General features: G+C 33.9%; 18 protein-coding genes. 10 read left to right on the top strand and 8 right to left on the bottom strand.

What is annotated here, in order from left to right; translation table 11 throughout:
* Positions 1 to 50: 50 nt before the first annotated feature.
* The gene (locus tag E0F91_RS00535; RefSeq protein WP_132064437.1) at positions 51 to 620 is read right to left on the bottom strand and encodes an L-threonylcarbamoyladenylate synthase; all 570 of its coding nucleotides are present in this window, start codon (positions 618 to 620) and stop codon (positions 51 to 53) included.
* Positions 607 to 1,719: a glycosyltransferase gene (locus E0F91_RS00530; protein WP_132064436.1), complete on the bottom strand. Its 1,113-nt coding sequence runs from the start codon at positions 1,717 to 1,719 to the stop codon at positions 607 to 609. The genes E0F91_RS00535 and E0F91_RS00530 overlap by 14 nt, the downstream gene beginning before the upstream one ends.
* Before the next feature lie 218 nt (positions 1,720 to 1,937).
* Between E0F91_RS00530 and E0F91_RS00525 the strand changes: the two genes are divergently transcribed.
* Positions 1,938 to 2,699 (top strand): lipopolysaccharide kinase InaA family protein, encoded by a 762-nt coding sequence (locus E0F91_RS00525; protein ID WP_132064435.1) that lies wholly within the window; start codon positions 1,938 to 1,940, stop codon positions 2,697 to 2,699.
* Here E0F91_RS00525 and E0F91_RS00520 read toward each other — a convergent pair.
* The 4 genes from E0F91_RS00520 to E0F91_RS00505 all read right to left on the bottom strand — a co-directional run bounded on the left by E0F91_RS00520 (position 2,682) and on the right by E0F91_RS00505 (position 6,453).
* Positions 2,682 to 3,473, bottom strand: coding sequence for a glycosyltransferase family 2 protein (locus E0F91_RS00520; RefSeq protein ID WP_132064434.1), 792 nt, complete (start codon positions 3,471 to 3,473; stop codon positions 2,682 to 2,684). The genes E0F91_RS00525 and E0F91_RS00520 overlap by 18 nt on opposite strands.
* A 64-nt stretch (positions 3,474 to 3,537) precedes the next feature.
* Positions 3,538 to 4,602, bottom strand: coding sequence for a glycosyltransferase family 9 protein (locus E0F91_RS00515; protein WP_243698811.1), 1,065 nt, complete (start codon positions 4,600 to 4,602; stop codon positions 3,538 to 3,540).
* A gap of 19 nt (positions 4,603 to 4,621) precedes the next feature.
* The gene (locus E0F91_RS00510; RefSeq protein WP_132064433.1) at positions 4,622 to 5,602 is read right to left on the bottom strand and encodes a glycosyltransferase family 2 protein; all 981 of its coding nucleotides are present in this window, start codon (positions 5,600 to 5,602) and stop codon (positions 4,622 to 4,624) included.
* Positions 5,603 to 5,637: 35 nt separating this feature from the next.
* Entirely contained in the window at positions 5,638 to 6,453 is an 816-nt protein-coding gene (locus E0F91_RS00505; protein ID WP_132064432.1) for a 2,3,4,5-tetrahydropyridine-2,6-dicarboxylate N-succinyltransferase, read from the bottom strand.
* A gap of 642 nt (positions 6,454 to 7,095) precedes the next feature.
* Here E0F91_RS00505 and ruvX point away from each other — a divergent pair.
* Together ruvX and E0F91_RS00490 are read left to right on the top strand one after the other, a co-directional pair.
* The gene (gene ruvX, locus E0F91_RS00495) at positions 7,096 to 7,512 is read left to right on the top strand and encodes a Holliday junction resolvase RuvX (protein WP_132064431.1); all 417 of its coding nucleotides are present in this window, start codon (positions 7,096 to 7,098) and stop codon (positions 7,510 to 7,512) included.
* Between the two features lie 119 nt (positions 7,513 to 7,631).
* A complete protein-coding gene (locus E0F91_RS00490; protein WP_132064430.1) occupies positions 7,632 to 9,128 on the top strand; it encodes a malate:quinone oxidoreductase in 1,497 nt (498 codons plus the stop codon).
* Between the two features lie 63 nt (positions 9,129 to 9,191).
* Here the strand turns inward: E0F91_RS00490 and E0F91_RS00485 are convergent, their stop codons facing one another.
* Positions 9,192 to 11,405 carry an FUSC family protein gene (locus E0F91_RS00485; RefSeq protein WP_132064429.1) on the bottom strand — a complete coding sequence of 738 codons (2,214 nt, stop codon included), beginning with the start codon at positions 11,403 to 11,405 and terminating at the stop codon, positions 9,192 to 9,194.
* A gap of 193 nt (positions 11,406 to 11,598) precedes the next feature.
* On the opposite strand from E0F91_RS00485, the gene def reads away from it, so the two are divergent.
* The 4 genes from def (at position 11,599) to E0F91_RS00465 (ending at position 15,294) form a co-directional block, all read left to right on the top strand.
* Complete coding sequence (gene def, locus E0F91_RS00480; protein ID WP_132064428.1) at positions 11,599 to 12,186, top strand: peptide deformylase; 588 nt, start codon at positions 11,599 to 11,601, stop codon at positions 12,184 to 12,186.
* 87 nt (positions 12,187 to 12,273) lie between these two features.
* On the top strand, positions 12,274 to 12,762 hold the full coding sequence (locus E0F91_RS00475; protein WP_132064427.1) for a DUF5606 family protein: 489 nt from the start codon (positions 12,274 to 12,276) through the stop codon (positions 12,760 to 12,762).
* Between the two features lie 80 nt (positions 12,763 to 12,842).
* Positions 12,843 to 13,625 carry a nucleoside triphosphate pyrophosphohydrolase gene (gene mazG, locus E0F91_RS00470; protein WP_132064426.1) on the top strand — a complete coding sequence of 261 codons (783 nt, stop codon included), beginning with the start codon at positions 12,843 to 12,845 and terminating at the stop codon, positions 13,623 to 13,625.
* Between the two features lie 220 nt (positions 13,626 to 13,845).
* Complete coding sequence (locus tag E0F91_RS00465) at positions 13,846 to 15,294, top strand: APC family permease (protein ID WP_132064425.1); 1,449 nt, start codon at positions 13,846 to 13,848, stop codon at positions 15,292 to 15,294.
* Positions 15,295 to 15,305: 11 nt separating this feature from the next.
* On the opposite strand, the gene E0F91_RS00460 is transcribed toward E0F91_RS00465, so the two are convergent.
* Positions 15,306 to 15,986 (bottom strand): Crp/Fnr family transcriptional regulator, encoded by a 681-nt coding sequence (locus E0F91_RS00460; protein WP_132064668.1) that lies wholly within the window; start codon positions 15,984 to 15,986, stop codon positions 15,306 to 15,308.
* A 107-nt stretch (positions 15,987 to 16,093) separates the two neighbouring features.
* Between E0F91_RS00460 and E0F91_RS00455 the strand changes: the two genes are divergently transcribed.
* The 3 genes from E0F91_RS00455 to ccoN all read left to right on the top strand — a co-directional run bounded on the left by E0F91_RS00455 (position 16,094) and on the right by ccoN (position 21,063).
* On the top strand, positions 16,094 to 18,499 hold the full coding sequence (locus E0F91_RS00455; protein WP_132064424.1) for a heavy metal translocating P-type ATPase: 2,406 nt from the start codon (positions 16,094 to 16,096) through the stop codon (positions 18,497 to 18,499).
* Positions 18,500 to 18,616: 117 nt separating this feature from the next.
* On the top strand, positions 18,617 to 18,820 hold the full coding sequence (ccoS, locus tag E0F91_RS00450; RefSeq protein WP_132064423.1) for a cbb3-type cytochrome oxidase assembly protein CcoS: 204 nt from the start codon (positions 18,617 to 18,619) through the stop codon (positions 18,818 to 18,820).
* Between the two features lie 53 nt (positions 18,821 to 18,873).
* Positions 18,874 to 21,063, top strand: coding sequence for a cytochrome-c oxidase, cbb3-type subunit I (ccoN, locus tag E0F91_RS00445; protein ID WP_132064422.1), 2,190 nt, complete (start codon positions 18,874 to 18,876; stop codon positions 21,061 to 21,063).
* Positions 21,064 to 21,068 lie beyond the last annotated feature (5 nt).

The raw sequence follows: 21,068 nt of genomic DNA, 5'->3' as shown, positions 1-21,068 counted from the left end.
AATTGATTAATAATCTGCGAATCAGCGGTGAAAAGATTACAATAAAAAAACTATTTCCTAATCACTTTCACCTGTGAATCGTTTGTCAATTTTATAATAGTCGAAGGTTTTCCTCCAATTTTTTCACGGTGCAAATTTACAACATAGTCTACACCTTTTATAATTTCCGGACTAATATCTTTGAAGGCAATAGGAGTAGGCTGTCCAGAGATATTTGCTGAGGTAGAAACCAATGGTTTTTTCATCTTTTCCATTAGTTTAAAGCAAAACGGTTCTTTCACAACACGAATTCCAAGTGAGTTATCGGCGGAGATGATATTAGCAGCTACATTTCTTGGTTTGTCTAGTATAAGAGTAGTTGGTTTCTCGGATAAGTCGATAATTTGCCACGCTACTTCAGGGATGTCTTTAAAAACATTGTACATCATTTTTTCGCCATTCATCAAAACGATCATGCTTTGGGTTTCGGCTCTTTTTTTTAGTTTATAGATTTTGGCGACAGCCTCAGCGTTTGTAGCATCGCAACCTATTCCCCAGACGGTGTCCGTAGGATACAGGATTATTCCACCATCTTTTATGACTTCGTAGGCTTTAAGTATTTCGTCGTTAATATTTTCCATTTAAAATAGTTTTATATTCTTGTAGCGTTTTTTGTGCCATAATCGATGTCGTATAATACTGCAACAGATTTTTCTTAGAAATACCTACAAAATTAGAGATCATATTCTCATTATTAAATAAATATTCAATTTTTTCAGCTAGTATTTCTGGGTTTTGTTTTGGAGCTAAAAGTCCATTAATACCATCTTGTATTATTTCAGGTATTCCACCCACGTTTGTACTGATAACAGGGACTTCATGGTAGAAACTTTCATAAATAACTTGCGGAATGCCCTCACTTTGCGAGGTAAGCAATAGTGCGTCAAATTGTGGAATAAAATTAGAAGCATTTGGCATATAACCTAAAAATAAAAGGTTTTTTTCTAAATGTAAGCTTTTTACACTTTGCAATAAATCCTCAGTACGATCCGTATGACTTCCTATCTGGATAAAAATAAAATCAGTCCTTTTTTGTACATTAACAATGATATTTACGGTCTCGATTAGCGTTTCAAAATTTTTGGCTCGAATATGATTGCCTATAATTCCGATTATTTTTGTCTGTGGAGCAATAGAGAACTTTTCTCTCAGTAAAAAAGGAGTTTGTGAATTTTTAGTTCCAATATTAGTTCCGTGATAAATTGTAATTAGTTTATTTTTATCAATTATGGATTCTTCTGTGATTCTTTTTGTTTCCTCCGAAACACATAAATACTTCTTAATTTTAAAATAATTGTATTTATAAAGTGTCAACTTTTTATTTTTAATAGGAAACGATGTTTTTTTGCTGAATACAAAAGGCGGTAATCCAGCAAATTTATCCGCTACAATGGCCAGAACAATGGCGGAAGGATCGTGCAGGTGAATAATATCAGGTTTATATTTCCGATTCAATTTAATTATTTTCAAAACAAAACGAAGATCCATATTAATAGACAAAGGTGCAGTTTCTGTAATTATATTGGTCTTGGACAAACGTTGATGAAATAATTCATCTTTCACGCACAAAATGATATTGGTGACTTCAGGATTCGATTGTGCTAATTCAAAACATAAGTTTTCAATATGATTTTCGCCACCACCCCAACTTTTTACTGCAGATATATGTAGAACTGTCATTATTTTTGTTTCATTTTTAGGTTGGTTTTTGATTTGGTAGTCGTATTCATTTAAAAATAGCACTCTCTTTTTTAAGAAATAATTGGTCTTAATACCCTTTTAGCTTTCTTTTAATGGGTACTGATAATCCACCATAGTCATAAAATTCGGGTAAAATTACATTAAATATTTTAAGTCTTGAATTCAATACTTACTTTTGTCTTTCAATTCTGCTTTTTATGAAATATATCTTTAACCCTTCTTTTAAATCTTTTGAGAAACAAATTAGGAACTTTGTAAATAATTTTGATACAACAGGAATACTATTTGGTGACGGTCAAAGAAATAAGATTAAATTATTTGATTTAGATGATACAACGATTAACATTAAATCGTTTAAAATTCCTAATGTTATCAATCAAGTGGCTTACAAATATTTTAGAAAGTCTAAAGCTAGACGCTCTTATGAATATGCAAACAAATTAATTGAAAATGGAATTGGAACTCCTCAGCCTATTGCTTATGCTGAAAATTTCAAATTGTCAGGACTGGAAAAAAGTTTTTATATCAGTGAACATCTACAATCCCACCTAACTTTTAGAGAATTAGTGCTCGAACCGGATTATCACGATCACGAGAATATCCTGCGTCAGTTCACTAAATTCACATTCGATTTGCATGAAAAAGGGATTGAATTTCTGGATCATTCGCCAGGAAATACATTAATCAGGAAAGAAGCGAACAACGTCTATAGTTTTTACTTGGTGGATTTAAACCGAATGAATTTTCACGAAACGATGGATTTTGATTCCCGAATGAAAAATTTGAACAGGCTTACGCCAAAAATAGAAATGCTTGCGGTAATGAGTGATGAATATGCCAAACTTTACGGTAAAGAATATGATACTGTTTTTACAAAAATGTGCTTTTATACCAATGATTTCCAGACAAAATTTCACCGAAAGATTGCTCGAAAAAAGAAATTATTGTTTTGGAGATAGCTTTTTTTCGGTTTTCCAAAGTTGTTCCAATTCTTGATAACGGACATGAATTGAATTTGCATTTAAATAACAAATAATCAAGCCTTTTTTTCCGTCAAGAAATCCCAATCGCACGATATAATTGAATAAAAAATTATAAGTAGGATGCAAAAATCGTAATAAAAAGGAAGATTTTTGCTTCTTTATAAATTTCTCTTGAGCCTTGAATTTTCCGTAACGGATGGTTTTTGCTTTATAAGCTTGAAAATTGGAATAGGAGTAATGAATGAGTTTATTTTTTAACACGCCTATTTTTCCATTCACTTTTAATTTTTCATGTACGAGCCTTTCTTTAGTGTAATCAGCATTATTTTTATTGAAGAGCCTAAATATTTTATCATTTTGATTTCCACTAAAATGAAGCACTTTGTCTTCAAACATAAAAGTTCTGTAAAACATAAAAGCCGAATAGGTTTTGTTAGTATTTACCGTGGTTATTATCTCATTTTTTAATGCAGGAGTTAGTCTTTCGTCTGCATCCAAAAATAAGATCCAGTCATTTTTTGCTTGAGAGATCGCAAAATTTCGTTGAGAAGAATAGTTTTCGAATTTATTTTGAATGAAAGTGACTTTTTGAAATGATTTACAAATAGATTCCGTTTTATCGCTACTGAAGGAATCCACAACAACAATTTCATCAGCAAATTCTAAATCAGCCAAAAGCGACTTCATTTGATTTTCCTCGTTTAATGTAATAATTAAAACTGAAATGTTAGTGTTGTGATTGTTTGTCATTAATTTTTGGATGTGCTACAAAAATATAGTTTTCGGATTAAAATCAATTTTTTAACTTAAAAGTTTATTGTAAATGCGTTTCTAAAAAAGTATTCAATGCAGGATAAATTAATTCAGGAGTAAAAGCTGTGTAGAATGTAGCGGTTTCTTTTTTTACTATTTTAGCGGTTTTCTCTTTAAATAATTCTGGTTTAAACTCAGTTAAATGAAGTGAAACATGATTGATTCCATCTTCAAATGTGGCCCAGCCTTTTTTATCAATCCAAGGAGAAAAAATAATAAAGGAAGGTTTCTCTAAAGCTTTTGCCATATTTATTGCTCCGCCATCATTACCAATTATCATGTCACAATGGTTCATAATAGCAATAAACTCTCGGATGCTTTTGCCTAGAACGGAAAAATAGATCTTCTGCTTTGTAGTTTCTTTGCACGTATCATAAATTATTTTTGCTTCCTCAATTTGCTTTGGAAAATAATTAAAAAGAATATTCACATCTCCTTTATCTGCAATGAAATCAACTAATTTCGACATATAATCCAGTGGATACGTTTTGTCTGGACTGCTGCCAATTATGCTGATCATTATCGTTTTTTTGGATTGGTTTATTCCGTGCGATTCAAAAAGGGAAGTGGCAAAATCATTCTCTTTTTGCGTGACATAAATACGAGGGAAAGTTTGTAATTCAATATCCAGAAGCAAAGGATTTAGGAGTGCTAAACGTTGTTCGATTATTAAACCCAAATTAGTATTGGAGCTTTCTTTTCGTTTTACGGAATCTGTATAGAGAAATTCTCTTCCTTTTTTCCAATATGATATTTTTTGTTTGGCACCAGAAAATAGTACGACCAACCAACTTTCTAATTTCGAATACGCATCAATAACAACGTCGTATTTTTCTGCGCGAATAGATTTTAATAACTTTAAATATTCCCATTTGTTTTTTTGATGTTTTTCCTTAAAAAGGATCAGATTGTCAAAACTGGTATTTCCTTGTAAAACAGCAATAGTCGATTCGTAAACCATATAATCAATTTGCGCTTTTGGATACGCTTTGCGAAGATTGTCGCATAAAATGGAGCTTACCAAAACATCACCAATCATTTTTTGTTGAATTACAAGTATTTTCATGAGGAGAAAATTAGAAAAATTAAGCGTTAGTTTTCAAGTAATTCATAGCACGAGGACTAATCCAGGTTTGTTTTTGAAGTGCGTTAAAGTAATAAACGGTTAAGTTTTTAAGCATTAATCGATTCACCTTTAATTTTGGAATAAAAAACAAAAACAGGCTGATAATGGACAATAATATTTTCTCCAGAAGAACTCCAAGAATCAATAGACTTTGCAAATAGATCTGGATTCCTGTTGAGAATTGATTGCTAATATAAACGTGTTTAGAAATAATCACTTCGGTTTTTGTAAGCGCTTTTGTCTTGACGTTTATTCGGGATGCACCGCCATGTTGATGGAAAATTGTAGCTTTTCTGGTTACGGCAATTTTTCCTCCAAGATCAGCAACTTTTTTGCAAAGGTCAACATCTTCAAAATACAGCCAGTAATCTTCATTCCAGCCTTTAATTTTGTCAAACCAGTTTCTACTGATGAAAATAACTGCTCCAGTCACCCAATCAGGATAAAATAAATCAGTGGTTGTGTTGAAACGTTTTTCAAGTTTGGGTTTGTTCAACTTTCTAAAAAGGGCTCTTGAGATTCCAAAAAACCTTCCTAAAGCCGGGAATAAATTAGTCTGTTTGTAAAAAACATTATTTTCGTTTATTTGCAAACAGGATACAATTCCAATCTCTGGATGTGAGATCGCAGTTTGCAGAAGCGTTTCTAATGCTTCAAGAGTGAGTTTTGTATCTGGATTTAAAAAAAGGAAATGGTTTCCCGTAGCAATGCTTGCACCAAAGTTGCAACCATTTGAGAAACCATTATTACCAGTATTTTCTATAAATGTAAACTTGGAATATTTATGTTTAAAAACAGGAAATTGTCCATCATTAGAAAAATTATCCACGATGATAACCTCAAATGAAAATGTTTTTGAACTAATGGAATCAATAGATTCTAAACACTCGTCTAAGGCTTTCCAACCCTTGTAATTGACTATGATTATTGAAATATCCAATAGGTTTTATGTGTAAAATTTAAAACAAAACCGAATTATACCGCTACGTCATATTCGCGTAAAGCATTATTCAATGATGTTTTTAAATCAGTTGAAGGCTTGCGTGTTCCAATGATTAATGCACAAGGAACTTGGAAATCACCTGCAGGAAATGATTTGGTATAACTTCCTGGAATCACTACGGAACGAGCAGGAACAAAACCTTTCATTTCAACTGGAGTTTCACCTGTAACATCAATGATTTTTGTAGAGGCTGTCAAACAAACATTAGCACCAAGAACGGCTTCTTTTCCTACGTGAACACCTTCAACAACAATACAACGTGAACCAATAAATGCACCGTCTTCAATAATTACTGGAGCTGCTTGCAACGGTTCTAGAACTCCACCGATACCAACTCCACCGCTTAAGTGAACGTTTTTACCAATTTGAGCACAACTTCCTACGGTTGCCCATGTGTCTACCATAGTTCCTTCGTCTACATAAGCACCAATATTTACATAACTTGGCATCAAAATAACACCGCTTGAAATATAAGCTCCGTAACGGGCTACAGCGTTAGGAACAACACGAATTCCTTTTTCGGCATAGCCTCTTTTCAATAACATTTTATCATGGTATTCGAAAATTCCAGATTCCCATGTTTCCATTTTTTGAATAGGGAAGTACATTACTACCGCTTTTTTCACCCATTCGTTTACTTGCCAACCTTCACCAACTGGCTCAGCTACACGTAATTTTCCGGTGTCTAATAATTCAATAACTTCTCTGATAGCATCAGTAGTTGTAGTTTCTTGTAACAAAGCACGGTTTTCCCAAGCTTGTTCTATAATCGGTTGTAATGGATTCATTTTTTGATAATTTTTGACAAAGATAGGATTTTTAACCAAAAGCAAAAAAGCAAAATGAGTTGAAAATGTTACAGATTTAACTTCTTGTTTGATTGTCTGTGTAGAAGAATAAGTTTCGGTTTTACTTTGTGAAAAGTTATATCTTTGTATATCAAACAAAAGGATTATGGAAACAATAAGATTAGAATTTCAACCAAAAATAAAAGCCAAAATTCTAGAGCTATTAAGTTCGTTTTCATCTGATGAACTAAAAATTGTTCAGGAAGATCCTAATTTCGATTAGAAAAAGAAAAAACTTGATATTTCTTTGGCTAAGATTAAAGATGGAACAGCAAAATTTTTCACTTTGGATGAGGTAGATGCTATACTTGAGGAAACAATTTCTAAGTATGAGAATTAAGGTTGCTAAGGGCTCTGATAAATTGCAGTAACCTTTTTTATTTTGTCATTCCGACGAAGGAGGAATCATATAATGAGATTCCTCCTTCGTCGGAATGACAAAATGGTAGTCTAGTTTTCTGTGAAAAAGTATAAAATTGCAATTTGTCTTACACACGCTTACTAATATGTTTGGGAATTAATATCCTGTTATATCTTACTAATTTTAATTACCAATTCCTTATTTATCTTTAAAAAAACAAAATGCCAAGAATTCTCTCCATAGATTACGGACAAAAACGAACCGGAATAGCCGTTACCGATGAAATGCAAATCATAGCTTCCGGATTGACAACCATTCCATCTACAACTGCAATCGCTTTTTTAAAAGACTATTTTTCCAAAGAGAAAGTTGAAGCTGTTCTTATTGGTGAACCCAAACAAATGAATGGCGAACCTTCCGAAAGTGCTTCCATCATTAAAGGATTTGTAACGCATTTTACCAATCATTTTCCCGATATGAAAGTGATTCGGGTAGATGAACGCTTTACATCAAAAATGGCATTCCAATCCATGATTGACAGCGGAATGAGTAAGAAACAACGGCAGAATAAAGCATTAATAGACGAAATTTCGGCCACAATAATGCTTCAGGACTATTTGACCCGAAAAAGATTTTAAAATAAATATTAAAAAGCAGTGTTTCCGGTAAAAAGGGTTGAAAAATGTAACTTTTGAGTCAAAATTTATGCTTTTTTTTGCAATTATATAAATTATCTTTGCATTTTTAAAATCTAGTTATGCCTGATACAACCATACGTACAAATAGTGAAGTAGTTCTGATAGGAGCTGGAATTATGAGCGCCACTCTTGGTTTAATCCTAAAAGAGTTGCAGCCGGATATCAAAATTGAAATTTACGAGCGCTTAGATATTGCCGCCGCCGAAAGTTCTGATGCTTGGAATAATGCTGGGACCGGACATTCTGCTTTTTGTGAACTCAATTATACTCCAGAAAGTGAAGACGGAAGCATTAATCCTAAAAAAGCAATTAGTATTGCGGAATCTTTTGAGGTTTCCCGACAGTTTTGGGCATATCTCGTTGAAGAAAATAAAGTTCCATCTCCAGAAAATTTTATAAAAAGTATTCCACACCTTAGTTTTGTTTGGGGTGAAAAAAATGTGGACTACCTCAAAAAGAGATTTGAAGCTTTACGAGCGAATCCTCTTTTTCAAGAAATGGTTTTCAGCACGGATTTTTCAGAGTTGAAAAAATGGATGCCTTTGGTTATGGAAGGTAGAAAAGAGTCTGATAAAGTTGCCGCTACCTCCATGGAAATTGGTACGGATGTCAATTTTGGAGAATTAACCCGAAGTATTTTTGGTTATTTAACAAAATTAGAAGGCGTAACCATTCATTTTAATCATGAAGTTCAAAAACTAAAACAAAGAGACGATAAATCTTGGAGAATAAAAATTACTGATTTGGCTACAGGCCAAAAGAAAAAAGCATACACCAAGTTTGTTTTCATAGGTGCTGGTGGTGGTTCCTTACCATTATTAGAAAAAGCAGATGTACCAGAAGGAAAGGGATATGGAGGTTTTCCGGTGAGCGGGCAATGGCTAAAATGTACCAATCCGGAAGTGATTGCAAAACATCAGGCCAAAGTATATGGTAAAGCTAGTGTTGGTGCACCACCAATGTCTGTGCCGCACATTGATTCCCGAATGATTGATGGAGAAAAAGCATTACTTTTTGGCCCTTTTGCTGGTTTTTCAACTCGGTTTTTAAAGAACGGCTCTTATTCAGATTTGCCTTTATCTATTAAACCTGATAATATCATTCCGATGATAACTGCTGGTATCAAGAATATTCCCCTTACCAAATATTTGATTGAGCAAGTGCGTCAGTCACCCAAAGATAGAATAAATGCTTTGAGAGAATATGTACCTGGAGCACGATCTAAAGATTGGGTTCTGGAACGTGCAGGACAACGCGTCCAAGTAATTAAGAAAGATGAAAAAGGAGGTGGTATTCTGGAGTTTGGTACCGAAGTCATCACTACTGCTGATGGAACTTTATCTGTTTTGCTAGGTGCTTCGCCAGGTGCTTCAACGGCCGTTTCTATAATGGTGGATTTGATTGGAAGGTGTTTTAAAGATCAATTTGAAACGCCGGAATGGCAGGAAAAATTAAAAATGATGATTCCTTCTTTTGGTCAGAAATTAAACGAAAACCCTGATTTATTAACGAAAGTAAGACAAGAAACGGCTAGTGTTTTAAAACTGAATAATTAGAATTTCTTCAAAATAATAAAGGCGCTGGAATTTAGATTGTATCTAATTTCAGCGCCTTTTTCGTTACGTTTTCTTTAGTATTTTTGTTGTTTTCAAAATATTTTCGGATAAATTAGTCAACCAGATTAATTGTTCAATTACCAATTGCGCTTCCTGCATTTTCTGTTGAAACGCCTCTTCATCGATAGGGATTCCTTCTTTCAACTCCTTTTCCCGTATATTTTTCAGCTCTGTAAAGCGCAACGCCAGATCTTCTTGAGGAAGGTTTTCTTTGAATGCTACATGATTTTCTTTCAGGATTAGAATGGCATTATCTAAGTTTTTAATGGCAGTAGCAACGACTACATTAAACGCTTCTGATGCGGTTGTAGTTTTGTGGGACTGAATATAAGTTCCCAACGAAGCCAAAGAAGACAGTAAAGAATGATTTAAAACGGTCAGTTTGTATACTTGTGGCATTTGTCTTTGCTTTGATTTAGGTTCTTGAACCATTCTTTGAAACGAAGCCATCAGATTACCAATTTCGATAAAAGCATTTTTTCGCGCTAAGCGATAAGAGGTAGAAATGGTTCCTTTTTTATTGTAAAAAAGAGAAATTTCTTTCAGATAATCTTGGTTCGCCTTGATTGCCTTTTCTAAATGAACAGGAATGTTTAAAAACTCCCAGGATGGCCATAAAAAGTGGTTTGCCAAAAAGGCTAAAGTTGCACCTACAAGCGTATCCAGTATTCTATATTGAACTAAATCACCAATATTAGGTGTAATTATTCCATAAATAAAAACGACATACATGGTGACAAAAATGGCGCTCACCTTATAATTAATTTGAGTAAAAGAGAATCCCAATAGCATACAAACAATAGAAAGAACACTGATTATGAAGTTGTCTTTTACGATGAAAAGAATCCCAAATGCTACTAATCCGCCAATCACTGTGCCAATTATTCGGTGAAAAGAACGTTCTTTTGTTAGACCATAACCCGGTCTCATAATGACAATTATGGTCAGCAGAATCCAGTATACATTGTGGAACGGTAGAAATTGTCCAATGATAAAACCAACCATTAATGTTATGGCTAGGCGCAAGGAATGTCTGAAAATAGTGGAAGAAAAACTCAAGTTTTGGGTCAAAGTGCTCAACGGATAATATTGTGGAGTCAGGAATTTTTCTAAGTCGGTATCGATTCCTTTAAAATCCTGCGAATTGAAAGTAAGTGTAAAAGCACGTTCGACAATTTTTATTTTTTCGACTTGTTTTTCAGCATATTGTAACATCGTCGTCAACATAAAAACTCCTTCGGAAGCAGTTGTTTTTCCTAAATCATTTTCATAATCTACAATGGAGAATTGCAATAAATTCAAATCACGCAGCAAAGTGTTTTTGGGAGTAAACTTCGTGTCCTTTTTTACACTTTTGGATAATTGCTTTAAACTTGCCGCCAGATTGTAAGCTAAACGTTGATAGCTTAATAAAACATTTGGATGATCATCAAATTTTTGATGTAATTTATCATGATCAAAAGCTGTGGATAACGCGAGTTCAAGAATTTCAACCAAGGAAATAAAAACCAAAAGCATTTTACGATTTTGATTGGAAGAACCGGAAGTAGTATGATTATTGATTAGAACTTCCCTTATGTTTTGATGAATGGTGTTCAGTTCAACTTGAAGGTGTAATTGTTTTTCTATGATTGATTTTTTATCAGCATTCAACGTCCACAAATCGCCCCTAAGTTTCAAGTATTTAGCTGTTAGTTTGATGCAATCAGCAATTTGAAATTCGATATACCGATGCGGTTTGAGGTAATGAAAAATAACGGAAATGAGCAGGTAGAATAAACTTCCAGCAAGAATTAAACCTGAGTGAAATACCATTGTCCAACCGGTATTGATGCTGGCAAATGCTAATGAAAGAGAAATTAAGCAGGAGAAAGAAACCATGGTAGCCCGTTGACCATAAACGGATATCATCGATATCAGGAAAATCAATACTGCTAAAAAAGGATATAGAATCCAAGAATAAGGATAAACAATATTAACTAGGAGATTAATACCAGAAACCAGAAAAGCAGTGACAAGAATACCATTTATTTTATGGTTTAAACTACTTGGAATATCACTAGGATAGGTAAAAAATGCCCCAAGAGCCATGGCAAAACCCATTTCAAATTTACCTAAATAGGAAAATACCACAACTGGTATGACTGCTGCTATGGTAACTTTTATAGCATTAGTAAAATAAGTGCTGTCGGCAAATTTCTGGATTTTGTAAAACATATCATTGTAAACATGCAAAGGTACTATTTGTAGGAATGATACAAAGGATAAAAGGATGTCTTTTGCCTTAAATTATAAATATTAGCTAATTATTAACGGAGGATTATTCATTGTCTATTTTTTTACTATTTTTGCAAACTGAATCAAATGGAAATTTATTCCTTTTTCAGAAGATAATTTTTAATACGATACGATGATTTTACCAATTATAGGATATGGCGATCCAGTCTTAAGAAAGACAGGAGAAGTTGTTTCAAAAGAACATCCAAACTTGAAAGAAACGATTGCTAACATGTACGAAACAATGTATAATGCCTACGGTGTTGGACTTGCTGCGCCACAAGTAGGATTAGCGCTTCGTTTATTTGTAATTGATACCACCCCTTTTAGTGATGATGAAGAATTAGAAGATGCGGAACAAAAAGAATTAAAGGGATTCAAAAAAACTTTTATCAATGCAAAAATGATAAAAGAAGAGGGCGAAGAGTGGAGTTTTAATGAAGGATGTCTTAGTATTCCTGATGTTAGAGAAGATGTTTACAGAAATCCAACTATCACAATCGAATATTGCGAAGAGGATTTTGTTATGAAAACGGAAGTTTTTGACGGGTTAATTGCTAGAGTAATCCAACATGAATACGATCATATTGAAGGGATTTTATTTACCGATAAAATTTCATCATTAAAAAAACGATTAATTCAAAAGAAACTGAAAAACATCTTAGAGGGAAAAACGTTCCAAGATTACCGCATGAAATTTTTTGCTAAAAAAGGAAGATAAAAATTTAGTAACAGCTTCGCTTGGTATGATTTTTGGTTTTAAAAGAAAAAATAATAAGTCAAATTCTTAATAATAATTACACAAAACATGAATTTAGAAAAAATATTAGCCATTTCTGGGAAACCAGGTTTATATGTATTAAGAGTACAAACTCGTACGGGATTTGTTGCTGAATCATTATTAGATGGAAAAAAAATCACCGTAAACTTAAAAAGTAATGTGAGTTTATTGTCTGAAATTTCAATTTACACGTATGAAGGCGAAAAACCATTAGCTGAGATCATGCAAAAAATTGCTGAAAAAGAAAGCAAAGGTCCAGCACTTTCTCATAAAGAAGACAACGCTAAATTAACAGCTTACTTCAAAGAAATTTTACCAGATTATGATGAAGAAAGAGTGTATCCTTCTGATATCAAAAAAGTTTTAAACTGGTACAACATGCTTCAAGCAAAAGGATTAGTTACAGATGAAGCTCCAGTTGCAGTTGTTACTGAAGAAGTTGCAGCTGTTGGTGAAGAAACTCCTGAAGCTGAGGTGAAAGCTCCTGCTAAAAAAGCAAAAGCTAAAAAAGAGTAATTGTACACTACAATAATATTTAATCCTGTTCAGCTATTTTCTGAACAGGATTTTTTTATTTTTACCAAAAACAATTTCTGATGAATTCAAGACAAAATCAACTGCAAGCTTTCGAGAGATTACTAGACATTATGGATGATTTGCGCGAAAAATGTCCTTGGGACAAGAAGCAAACCATGCAAACTTTGCGTCATTTGACTATTGAAGAAACCTATGAATTAGGCGATGCAATTCTGGACAATGATTTGATCGAAGTCAAAAAAGAATTAGGTGATTTGCTATTGCATATTGTTTTTTATGCCAAAATAGGAAGCGAGACGAATGATTTTGATATGGCTGATGTGTGCAATGAAATTTGCGATAAACTGATTCACCGTCATCCACATATTTACAGTGATGTTGTAGTTAAAGATGAAGAAGAAGTAAAACAAAACTGGGAAAAACTAAAGTTAAAGGAAGGCAAAAAGTCGGTACTGGAAGGTGTTCCAAGAAGTTTACCCGCATTAGTAAAAGCAAGCCGAATTCAGGATAAAGTGAAAGCAGTAGGATTTGATTGGGAGGAATCCCATCAGGTTTGGGATAAGGTTCAAGAGGAATTGGAAGAATTACAAGTTGAGGTTGAAGCAGGTGATCAGGATAAAATTGAAGCCGAATTTGGAGATGTTCTATTTTCGATGATTAACTATGCCCGATTTCTAAATGTAAATCCCGAAGACGCCTTGGAGCGTACTAATAAAAAATTCATCAAACGCTTTCAATATCTAGAAAGTAAAGCAGGAGAATTAGGAAAACCCCTAATGGACATGACTTTAGCTGAAATGGATATTTTTTGGGAGGAAGCGAAGCGTCTTCCTAACAAATAGGAATTGGAAATCTATGATTTCCAAATAACTCAATTTTGGGAGGAAGCGAAGCGTCTTCCTAACAAATAGGAATTGGAAATCTATGATTTCCAAATAACTCAATTTTGGGAGGAAGCGAAGAAGTTGTAGTGTTTTTAGTGTTCAGTTTTAGTAATCAGTGCTCAGATTTAAGTCCCGATACTTCAGGATTAGTGTTCAGTTTTAAATAATAAAATTACCAATGTCAGAAAATAAAACCGAGTTAAAACGTTCTTTAGGATTAATAGATGCCACGAGTTTAGTTGCTGGTTCCATGATAGGATCCGGGATTTTCATTGTTACCTCCGCCATGGCAAGAGATATTGGTTCGGCTGCCTGGCTATTGGTAATTTGGTTGGTAACTGGATTAATTACTGTTGCTGCTGCGTTGAGTTATGGAGAATTGGCTGGAATGATGCCTAATGCGGGAGGACAGTTCGTTTATATACAACGCGCTTACGGAAGATTAATTTCTTTCTTGTACGGTTGGACTGTTTTCACGGTAATTCAAACGGGAGTTATTGCAGCTATTGCAGTTACTTTTGCGAATTATGCTGCTATTTTCTTTCCTGTTTTAGATCAAACGCTGTTTACAGTTGGTACTAGTTTTGTTTTTTCATACCAAAAAGTATTGGCTATTTTTAGTATAATTCTGCTAACATACATCAATACTAAAGGTGTCGAAAGTGGAAAGACAGTTCAGTTGATCTTTACTTCGGCTAAATTAATAGCGCTTTTTGCATTGATAATTTTAGGATTGTATGTTGGTTTACAAACAGATGTTTTGTCTAATAATTTTGCAAATATGTGGGACGCCAGTAAAACGGTTGTAAATCCTGACGGAACGATTACGGTAACAAAATTAGTTGGAATGGCAATTTTGGGCGCTGCCGGAGCAACGATAATTAATTCCTTATTTTCTAGTGATGCATGGAATAATGTGACTTTTATTGCAGGAGAAATTAAAGAACCTAAAAAGAATATTCCGCGAAGTTTGTTTCTTGGAACTTTAATTGTAACTGTTATTTATGTTTTAGCAAATCTGGCTTATTTGGCTTTGCTTCCAATGCAGGGAACTGCTGACGCTGCTGATATTGCCAGTAACGGAATCATGTTTGCCAGTAATGATAGAGTGGGCGCTGCGGCGGCAAGTATGATTATGGGAAATGTAGGCGTTTTTGTAATGGCTGCTTTAATCATGGTTTCTACTTTTGGATGTAATAGTGGATTGATTCTTTCGGGAGGACGATTGTTTTTTGCCATGGCAAAAGATGGATTGTTTTTTAAACAAGCCACTGAACTGAATAAAAATCAGGTGCCTGCAAAAGCGCTTTGGGTACAATGTATTTGGGCTTGTGTGCTTTGTATTTCGGGAAAATTTGGGGATTTGTTGACGTACGCCACTTTTGCATCGTTGTTGTTTTATATCCTAACGATTTTGGGTGTTTTCATTCTTAGAAAAAAAGAACCCAACGCAGATAGACCGTATAAAGCGTTTGGATATCCAGTTGTACCAGCGATTTATATTATAGTGACCTCGGCAATTTGTTTGACTTTATTGATTTATGATACGTTCAATACGGGATTAGGTTTGTGTATTGTAGCGCTTGGAGTTCCGGTGTATTATTTTGTAATGAACAAGAAAGAGTAAAGCAGATTGAATTAATCTGCTAATTTTTTTAGCGCATTGCTATCTTTTAAAACAATTTTTTTACCTGTTAATTCAATTAAACCTGATTTTTTAAAATCAGATAATAAACGGATACAGCTTTCAGTAGCAGTGCCAATAATACTGGCCAATTCATCTCTGGAAAGTTGAACTTTTAGTGATTCATCTTCGTTTTTTCCAAAAGTATCATGTAAATAAAGAAGTGTTTCGGCTAATCTTTCTTTGACTGTTTTTTGGGCTAAATTAACCATGTGGTCATCGGCTTCTTTTAGATCACCACAGATCGTTTTCATGACATTCATAGAGAACTGATTGTTCTTATCAAAGTATCCCATCACGTCAGCTTTTGGAATAAAACATACGTGCATGTCTTCAAGCGCAACCGCACTTAAATTGACAGGCTCATCACTAATCATGGAGCGTTGCCCTAATAATTCTCCTTTTGTAACTAATTTTACGATATGATCTTTTCCATTTGCACTGAGTTTTGTCAGTTTACAAATACCGTCTTTGATACAAAAAATGCCATTTACATTTTCCCCTTCTTCAAATATAACTTCCCCTTTCTTAATAATATGAGATGTTTTGCAGTCGGAAAGTTTTAGTAGTTCCTCTTTTGTAAGTGCTTTTAGTGAGCTAAATTCTCTGACGATGCATTGTTCACATTTGCTCATAATAATGTTTTTTTGGGTCAGACAAAAGTAAGTCTTTAATATGATAAATGTCATGTTTTAATTAACAATCGTTTAGGTTCTTTGTTCTAGGTAAAATGAGCAAAGTTATGGACACACAAAACTGTTTCCATTGTGGATTAATTATTGTAAAAGCAGAAGAAATAATTTTTGATGAAAAGAAATTTTGTTGCAACGGTTGTAAAACGGTGTACGAGATTTTTAGTCTCAATGATTTGACCTGTTATTATGATTTTGAAAAATCCCCTGGAGCAACCCCGCAAGATATTAATGGTAAATATGATTTTTTAGACAATGAGAGCATTGTATCCAAACTTTTGGAATTCAAAGAGAATTCAACCGCTATTATTTCACTTAACATTCCACATATTCATTGCAGCTCGTGTATTTGGATTTTGGAAAATTTACAGCGTCTTCAAAAAGGAATAAGTTCTTCACAAGTTAATTTTCCTGAAAAGAAAGTTCGAATCACCTACAACCCGGAGGAAGTTTCTATCAAAACTATTGTTTATTTGTTAAGTTCCATTGGATATGAACCTTATATTAGTTTAGAAAATTATGAAACAGGTACTAGTAACGTTGATAGAAGTTTAACTTATAAATTAGGCGTTGCTTTTTTTTGTTTTGGGAATATCATGTTACTTTCCTTTCCAGAATATTTTGAAGTTAAAGAATATTGGCTGGATCAATACCGTGGTTTTTTTAGATGGTTGATTTTTGCTTTGGCGCTCCCTAGTTTCTTTTACTCCGCCAGTGGATATTATGTTTCTGCTTTTAAAAGTATTAGATCTAAAATGCTGAATATCGATATTCCCATTGCTTTAGGAATTGTTGTGATGTTTGTGCGCAGTACGTTTGATATTGTTATGGATTATGGCTCTGGTTTTTTCGACAGCTTAACTGGTTTAATTTTCTTTATGCTTTTGGGAAAAATGTTCCAAATAAAAACATACAGTTTCTTGAGTTTTGAAAGAGATTTTAAATCCTATTTCCCAATCGCCATCACTAAGATTAATTCGGATTCTCTAGAAGAAAGTGTTCCTATTTATGAAGTAGAAAAAGGGGATAGATTGTTAATTAGAAACCAAGAACTAATTCCAGTTGATGGTATTTTAATTTCAGAAAAAGCGGAAATTGATTATAGTTTTGTCACTGGAGAAGCCATTCCAATAACTAAAAAATCAGGAGATAAAGTATTTGCAGGAGGAAAACAAATAGGGAAAGTCATTGAAATGGAAGTGTTGCATTCGGTTTCTCAAAGTTACTTGACACAATTATGGAGCAATGATGTTTTTCAAAAAAATGTCGTACAAAAACACAAGACCATTACCGATAGAATCTCTCGTTATTTTACTCCAATTCTACTTTTAATTGCCTTTTCAGGATTTGGATATTGGATTTTCATAGATGCAAATATCGCTTTTAATGTTTTTACGGCAGTACTTATTGTTGCGTGTCCCTGCGCATTGGCATTAACGGCGCCTTTTACTTTTGGTAATGTCTTACGGATTTTAGGCAAACAGAAATTTTATCTCAAAAATGCTTTGGTGATTGAACAATTAGCTAAAGTCGATACCATCGTTTTTGATAAAACAGGAACAATTACAACTAATAAAAAATCGAACATTTCGTATGAGGGAGAAATACTTTCCGACGAATATTTGTTACTGATAAAAAATGTGTTGCGGGCTTCAAATCATCCGTTGAGCAGAATGTTGTATGATTATTTACCGATTTCAATTTTACCGAATAAATCAGCGAATGATGCTAAAAAGTGGCGTGTGGATGCTTTTGAAGAAATAACAGGAAGGGGAATGGAAGCTCTTATTTTTGGCCATCAAATCCAAATAGGTTCGGCTGATTTTCTAGAGAAAACCGAAGAGAATAAGCTGCAACAAACTTCGGTTCATATTAAGATTAATGGGGTTTATTACGGGAAATTCATTTTCAATAATCAATACAGAGAAGGACTTGCCTCACTTTTTAAGAACTTAAGTAGTGGCTATCAAATTAAGATTTTATCTGGTGATAATGAAGGCGAACGAGCTACTCTGGAGCAGCTTTTGCCGAAAGGAACGGAATTAATTTTCAATCAAAAACCAGAGCAAAAATTAGAATTCATTAAAAATTTGCAAGATAAAGGAAATAACGTAATGATGGTGGGCGATGGATTGAATGATGCTGGGGCTCTAGCACAAAGCAACGTAGGAATTTCAATTTCTGAAAACGTGAATGTTTTTTCGCCAGCCTGTGATGCAATTTTGGATGCGAATGAATTTCAAAAATTAAACTATTTTTTAAAGTTATCTAAGAACTCCATAACCACTATCAAGATGAGCTTTGCTTTGTCTCTATTGTACAATGTGGTAGGATTAGCATTTGCCATTACAGGGAACTTGTTGCCTTTAGTTGCGGCAATTATAATGCCTTTGAGTACGATAACTATTGTAAGTTTTGTAACAGTAATGAGCAGCTACTATGCAAATAAAAAATAGAATTGTAGAATGTCTTGAGAGGCATTTTCACATAAATTTAACAATTATTTTTAAGTATGATAATTGTCATATTTTACTTGAAGATTGAAAAGTAACTTTGTTAATATAAATTAAGGTATGAGTGTCATTTATTTATTAATCTCCATCAGTATACTAATTGCCATCGGGTTCTTTATCGCTTTTATAACAGCGGTAAAAACAGGACAGTATGACGATGATTATACACCATCAGTCAGAATGCTATTTGATGATGAGCTGTTAAAGTCAACTAAATTTAAAAATACAGTTGAAAATAATGAGGAAAAGGAATTGGATGTATAACTCCAAAACTCCAGACCTTGAACATTTAAATTAAAATAAAAAACAATTGAATTATGGAAATGCAGCAGTTTTATTATGACAACAAAATTGTAAAAAAATTCATTTACGCCACGATGCTTTTTGGAGTGGTAGGAATGCTAGTAGGGCTCACATTAGCCTTTATGTTTCTTTTTCCTAACATGACCGATGGTATTTCGTGGTTAAGTTATGGTAGATTGAGACCGCTACATACAAATGCTGTTATTTTTGCCTTTGTGGGAAATGCTTTTTTTGCTGGAATGTATTATTCCATGCAACGATTGCTAAAAGCGAGAATGTACAGTGATTTTTTGAGTAATGTTCACTTTTGGGGCTGGCAGTTAATTATTGTTGCTGCGGCTATCACGTTACCTTTAGGTTATAGTTCTTCAAAGGAATATGCTGAATTAGAGTGGCCAATTGATATTGCAATTACGTTGATTTGGGTGGTAATGGGAATCAATATGATTGGTACCATGATCAAGCGAAGAGAACGCCATTTATATGTTGCAATTTGGTTTTACTTGGCAACATTCGTTACGGTAGCTGTTTTGCATATTTTCAATAATTTAGAATTACCAGTTTCCGCATTTAAAAGTTACTCTGTTTATGCAGGTGTTCAAGATGCTTTAGTGCAATGGTGGTATGGACACAATGCAGTAGCCTTTTTCTTGACAACTCCTTTTTTAGGGTTAATGTATTATTTTGTTCCAAAAGCGGCAAATCGTCCCGTATATTCTTACAGATTATCAATCGTTCACTTCTGGTCATTAATTTTTATTTACATCTGGGCTGGACCGCACCACTTATTGTATTCTGCATTGCCTAACTGGGCGCAAAATTTAGGTGTTGCCTTTTCAATAATGTTACTAGCGCCATCTTGGGGTGGTATGATTAACGGTCTTTTAACTTTAAGAGGTGTTTGGGATAAGGTACGAGTAGATCCTGTTTTGAAATTCTTTGTAGTAGCTATTACGGGTTATGGAATGGCCACTTTTGAAGGACCCATGTTGTCTCTTAAAAATGTTAATGCAATTGCACATTACACGGATTGGATTATTGCTCACGTTCACGTAGGTGCCTTGGCATGGAATGGATTTATGGCTTTTGGTATGATTTATTGGTTGGTTCCTAGAATGGCTAAAACGAATTTATACTCATTGAAATTAGCTAACTTACACTTTTGGATTGGTACTTTAGGGATTATATTGTATACGATTCCAATGTATGTAGCTGGGTTTTTACAAGCTTCTATGTGGAAACAGTTTAACCCAGACGGAACTTTAACCTATGGTAATTTTCTAGAAACGGTTACTCAAATTATGCCTATGTATTGGATGAGAGCGATCGGAGGAACTCTCTATTTAATTGGAATGCTCGTTTTAGTTTATAACATTGTTCAAACATTAAGAGTAGGTTCTAAAATTGAAGATGAATTAGCAGAAGCTCCAGCTTTAATAAGAATTAGCTCTGGAAGAATAAAAGGAGAAAAATTTCATCCTTGGTTAGAAAGAAAACCAATTCAATTGACAATTTTAGCTACCATAGCTATTTTAATTGGTGGTGTGATCCAGATTGTACCTACGATTATGGTAAAATCTAATATCCCAACGATTACAAGTGTAAAACCCTATTCTCCTCTAGAACTGGAAGGACGTGATTTATACATTCGCGAAGGTTGTGTAGGATGTCACTCTCAATCTGTTCGTCCTTTTAGAAGTGAAGTGGAACGTTATGGACCACAATCTAAAGCTGGTGAATTTGTTTATGATCATCCATTCTTATGGGGATCTAAACGTACAGGACCTGATTTATTAAGAGTAGGTGGGAAATACAATGATAATTGGCATTTTAACCATTTCTGGAATCCACAAAGTATATCTGCAGGTTCAATTATGCCAGGGTATAAGTGGTTATTTGATAACAAACCAATGGATATTTCTTTGACTCAAAAGAAAATGCAAGCTATGGTTACATTAGGAGTGCCTTATACAGAGGCTCAGGTGGCAAGTGGTTTGAATGATTTGAGAAAACAAGCTCTTTCAATTGAAGAAAACTTGAAAAATGATCCTGACTTTGTTAAAAGTTATGAGGAAAGCAAGAAAAAAGCAGCAGCAAGAGGAGAGAAATTTGTTCCAATGAATGAAAGAGAAATTGTAGCTATGATTGCATATATGCAAAGACTTGGAACGGATATTAAAGTTAAAAATAGTGCTAAAAATTAAAAGTC

Source organism: Flavobacterium sandaracinum (assembly GCF_004349135.1).
GTDB classification, from domain to species: domain Bacteria; phylum Bacteroidota; class Bacteroidia; order Flavobacteriales; family Flavobacteriaceae; genus Flavobacterium; species Flavobacterium sandaracinum.
Note: the sequence above shows the minus strand (reverse complement) of the source record. Positions and strands in the feature narration are given on the sequence as shown.

What these genes read in the sequence shown, in the direction of transcription:
- E0F91_RS00535 (WP_132064437.1), bottom strand. Translation starts at nt 620, where the DNA reads ATGGAAAATATTAACGACGAAATACTTAAAGCCTACGAAGTCATAAAA.
- E0F91_RS00520 (WP_132064434.1), bottom strand. Translation starts at nt 3,473, where the DNA reads ATGACAAACAATCACAACACTAACATTTCAGTTTTAATTATTACATTA.
- E0F91_RS00485 (WP_132064429.1), bottom strand. Translation starts at nt 11,405, where the DNA reads ATGTTTTACAAAATCCAGAAATTTGCCGACAGCACTTATTTTACTAAT.
- E0F91_RS00490 (WP_132064430.1), top strand. Translation starts at nt 7,632, where the DNA reads ATGCCTGATACAACCATACGTACAAATAGTGAAGTAGTTCTGATAGGA.
- E0F91_RS00455 (WP_132064424.1), top strand. Translation starts at nt 16,094, where the DNA reads ATGGACACACAAAACTGTTTCCATTGTGGATTAATTATTGTAAAAGCA.
- E0F91_RS00515 (WP_243698811.1), bottom strand. Translation starts at nt 4,602, where the DNA reads ATGAAAATACTTGTAATTCAACAAAAAATGATTGGTGATGTTTTGGTA.
- ruvX (WP_132064431.1), top strand. Translation starts at nt 7,096, where the DNA reads ATGCCAAGAATTCTCTCCATAGATTACGGACAAAAACGAACCGGAATA.
- ccoS (WP_132064423.1), top strand. Translation starts at nt 18,617, where the DNA reads ATGAGTGTCATTTATTTATTAATCTCCATCAGTATACTAATTGCCATC.
- E0F91_RS00530 (WP_132064436.1), bottom strand. Translation starts at nt 1,719, where the DNA reads ATGACAGTTCTACATATATCTGCAGTAAAAAGTTGGGGTGGTGGCGAA.
- E0F91_RS00465 (WP_132064425.1), top strand. Translation starts at nt 13,846, where the DNA reads ATGTCAGAAAATAAAACCGAGTTAAAACGTTCTTTAGGATTAATAGAT.
- ccoN (WP_132064422.1), top strand. Translation starts at nt 18,874, where the DNA reads ATGGAAATGCAGCAGTTTTATTATGACAACAAAATTGTAAAAAAATTC.
- E0F91_RS00525 (WP_132064435.1), top strand. Translation starts at nt 1,938, where the DNA reads ATGAAATATATCTTTAACCCTTCTTTTAAATCTTTTGAGAAACAAATT.
- E0F91_RS00475 (WP_132064427.1), top strand. Translation starts at nt 12,274, where the DNA reads ATGAATTTAGAAAAAATATTAGCCATTTCTGGGAAACCAGGTTTATAT.
- E0F91_RS00460 (WP_132064668.1), bottom strand. Translation starts at nt 15,986, where the DNA reads ATGAGCAAATGTGAACAATGCATCGTCAGAGAATTTAGCTCACTAAAA.
- def (WP_132064428.1), top strand. Translation starts at nt 11,599, where the DNA reads ATGATTTTACCAATTATAGGATATGGCGATCCAGTCTTAAGAAAGACA.
- mazG (WP_132064426.1), top strand. Translation starts at nt 12,843, where the DNA reads ATGAATTCAAGACAAAATCAACTGCAAGCTTTCGAGAGATTACTAGAC.
- E0F91_RS00505 (WP_132064432.1), bottom strand. Translation starts at nt 6,453, where the DNA reads ATGAATCCATTACAACCGATTATAGAACAAGCTTGGGAAAACCGTGCT.